Source organism: Roseixanthobacter psychrophilus (assembly GCF_043195195.1).
Classification (GTDB): Bacteria; Pseudomonadota; Alphaproteobacteria; order Rhizobiales; family Xanthobacteraceae; genus NCEH01.
In genome coordinates this window covers 1-2,848 of record NZ_JBAFWT010000104.1, presented here as the reverse complement: position 1 = coordinate 2,848, position 2,848 = coordinate 1, and the positions used below count along the sequence as shown (strand labels likewise).

Here is a 2,848-nt window from a genome sequence, read left to right as displayed (position 1 = left end):
CTTATCTCTCAGTCCTTCGGTGGCGCCGTGTCAGGCTGCAAAAAGGCCGCCGTGGGATAGGGGGTTTCGAACAAGTTCGCAAGAGCCGCCATGCGCCCGAAGCGCACAGGCGGCATGCGTGGCGCTCCGACGCGCCATCCGGTCCGGCCCCACGGCCCGTCCATCAGCTCGAGGCCTGAACAGCCCGAAGTCCCAAGTCGTCGGCGTCCCTGATTGGAGCGGGTGAAGGGAATCGAACCCTCGTCATCAGCTTGGAAGGCTGTTGCTCTACCATTGAGCTACACCCGCGTACCGCGCAAGCGCGGCGGACCATGTCGGACGGCGCGGGAAGCGGCGGCGTTTGCTCACTGCGACCAGTTGTTCCAATCGTCGGAACAGACCGTCAGTGCCTCGCCGATGCCCATTCCCGCATGCCCGTTCATGGCGCCGCGCAGCCATAACATAGGAGATTCCACCGCAAAAGCCCCATCTGGATCAATGCACAGGCCGGGTAGACCTGAAGATGACCCATGGGAAAGAAAAACCGGCGAAACCGATGCTGAAGAAAGTGATGCATGGGCGAGGGCCGCGATGCCCTCTCTTGCCGGTATCGCCACAACGCGCGCACCGGTGTGCGACGACGGGTGGTGGAGGGGGTTGGATTTGAACCAACGTAGGCAGAGCCAACGGATTTACAGTCCGTCCCCTTTAACCACTCGGGCACCCCTCCACATCGACGCCCGTCGTCTCGTCCCCCGACTGCAAATTTTCAGCCGAGGTTTCAAGCGCTGACCCGCGCCGGAAGCCCGGCGGGACCCTCTATGCACACCCGAAGCAATGCGCCGGGACCGCAAGGATCGGCTTTATGTGAGGGGCTCCGGCACAAGTCAACCGGAAATGAGGCCTCATCCACGACCCCCGATCCTCGCGCCGGCAGCACAGGCCGGCGCCCGGCTATGGGATGAAGGAGGGCTTTCGCGCCGCATCGCGAAAGCTGCGATATAGATAAGGCATGCTTGAATCGGCATCCCCGGGGACAGGCGTCCCTGGTCCAGCCGGTCCCGCCGAGGGTTTCCATGATCCTGCACAGGTTTCTCAAGGCCACCCGCCGCCGCCCCGAGCGGCCAGCCCTGCTGCCCGCGGCCCTGCTGGGTCTCGCGCTCGGTTGCGCCCCTACCGGCAGCGGCGCGGCGACGCTGACCGTGCTGACTGCCGGAGCGTTCAAGCCGGTGGTGCTGGCGCTGAAAGACGATTTCGAATCGGCCGGCGGCCGCAGCCTGCTTGTGGACAACGACACGGCCGGCGCGCTTGTGCGCCGCATCGCCGGGGGTGAGCGCTTCGACATCGTGATCCTGCCCCCCGGCGCGCTCGACACCCTCGCCAAGGCCGGCCGCATCGCTGGGCCGATGACCGAGGTGGCACGGGTGGGCATCGCGGTCGCGGTCGCGGCCGGCGCGCCGAAACCCGATATTTCCACCGTCGCGGCGCTCCGCCAGACGCTGCTCGATGCGCGCGCGGTGGCCTTCATCGACCCCGCCTCGGGCGGATCGAGTGGCGCCTATCTGGTGCAGATGTTCGAACGGCTCGGCATCGCCGATGCGGTCAGGAAGAAGAGCGTCCTGGTGCCCGGCGGACTGGTGGCGCGCCGCCTCGTGTCCGGCGAGGCCGACCTCGCCCTGCACCAGACCAGCGAGATCCTGGCGGTGAAGGGCGCGGAACTGGTGGGACCGCTGCCGGCCGAGGTGCAGAACGAAACCGCCTATTCCGCCGCCGTTGCCGTGGACACCTCTCATCGCGCCGAGGCGCAGGCCTTCATCGACCTTCTGGCCGGCCCGAAGGCGGCCGAGGTGCGCGCGGAAAAGGGCATGCTGCCGCCGCGCCCCTGAACCTTCGGCGGCACGGCGCGCGGGACTGCGTGTTTGGCTCTTGCGCGCGCCGGCCGGCTCTGACATCGCTGTGCCATGTCTGATCGGCCAAGCCGCCCCCCGTCCCGCCCCGGCGCCCGCCCTGCCTTCGACAAGGCGGGCAAGCGCCCGTTTCCGCCCCGTCGTCCGCGCAGCGGCGGCCCGCCGCCCAAATGGGAAGGCGATGACGACGTCGCCCTGCTCTACGGCTGGCACACGGTGACGGAGGCCCTGGCCAATCCCAAGCGGCGCTTCCGCAAGATCCTCGCCACCGAAAACGCCATAAACCGCCTCGCCGAAGAGGGCTTCAAGCTGCCCATCGCGCCCGAAATGGTGCGGCCCGGCGACATTGACAAGCTGCTCGGCCCGGACGCCGTGCACCAGGGCCTGCTGGTCCACAGCGACCACCTGCCCTCCCCCGCGCTGCGGCAGGCCGCCAGGCATGACCTTGTGCTGGTGCTCGACCAGATCACCGACCCGCACAATGTGGGCGCCATCGTGCGCTCAGCGGCGGCGTTCGCCGTGGGCGCCATCATCACTACCGCCCGCCATAGCCCGCCGGCCACCGGCGTGCTGGCGAAGAGCGCCTCCGGCGGGCTTGAGCATGTGCCGTTCTGCCTCGTCACTAATCTTGCCCGTGCGCTCACCGAACTGAAGAGCGAGGGCATGCTGGTGGTCGGTCTCGACAGCGAAGGCGCGGCCGACCTTGAAGACACGCCCCTGCGAGCGCCGCTCGCCCTGGTGCTCGGCGCCGAAGGCAAGGGGCTACGCCAGCTCACGCGCGAAACCTGCGACGTGCTGGCCCGGATCGACCTGCCCGGGGCCATCAAGAGCCTGAATGTCTCCAATGCCGCCGCGCTTTCGCTCGGTATCGCGCGCCGCGCCCTTAAGAAAGCCGGCTGAGCTTTTCTTCGGCTGCGCCGCCCTATTGGGTTGCAGCGCAGCATTTTTCGCCCTGCATCTAA

Annotated in this window: 2 protein-coding genes and 2 tRNA genes; 2 read left to right on the top strand and 2 right to left on the bottom strand. The window is 67.8% G+C overall.

The genetic code is table 11. From position 1 onward, the window contains the following. Window positions 1-214: 214 nt before the first annotated feature. Together V5F77_RS28450 and V5F77_RS28445 are read right to left on the bottom strand one after the other, a co-directional pair. Window positions 215-288 (bottom strand) — tRNA-Gly (locus V5F77_RS28450). A 336-nt stretch (window positions 289-624) separates the two neighbouring features. Next, a tRNA-Tyr gene (locus tag V5F77_RS28445) sits at window positions 625-709 on the bottom strand. Window positions 710-1,055: 346 nt separating this feature from the next. Here V5F77_RS28445 and V5F77_RS28440 point away from each other — a divergent pair. Together V5F77_RS28440 and V5F77_RS28435 are read left to right on the top strand one after the other, a co-directional pair. Continuing rightward, the gene (locus tag V5F77_RS28440) at window positions 1,056-1,865 is read left to right on the top strand and encodes a molybdate ABC transporter substrate-binding protein (RefSeq protein WP_429008415.1); all 810 of its coding nucleotides are present in this window, start codon (window positions 1,056-1,058) and stop codon (window positions 1,863-1,865) included. Between the two features lie 75 nt (window positions 1,866-1,940). Next, the gene (locus V5F77_RS28435) at window positions 1,941-2,786 is read left to right on the top strand and encodes a TrmH family RNA methyltransferase (RefSeq protein WP_429008414.1); all 846 of its coding nucleotides are present in this window, start codon (window positions 1,941-1,943) and stop codon (window positions 2,784-2,786) included. Window positions 2,787-2,848: the final 62 nt, after the last annotated feature.

Excerpts from the sequence above, each read along its gene's own strand:
- V5F77_RS28435 (WP_429008414.1), top strand. The coding sequence starts at position 1,941 with ATGTCTGATCGGCCAAGCCGCCCCCCGTCCCGCCCCGGCGCCCGCCCT.
- V5F77_RS28440 (WP_429008415.1), top strand. The coding sequence starts at position 1,056 with ATGATCCTGCACAGGTTTCTCAAGGCCACCCGCCGCCGCCCCGAGCGG.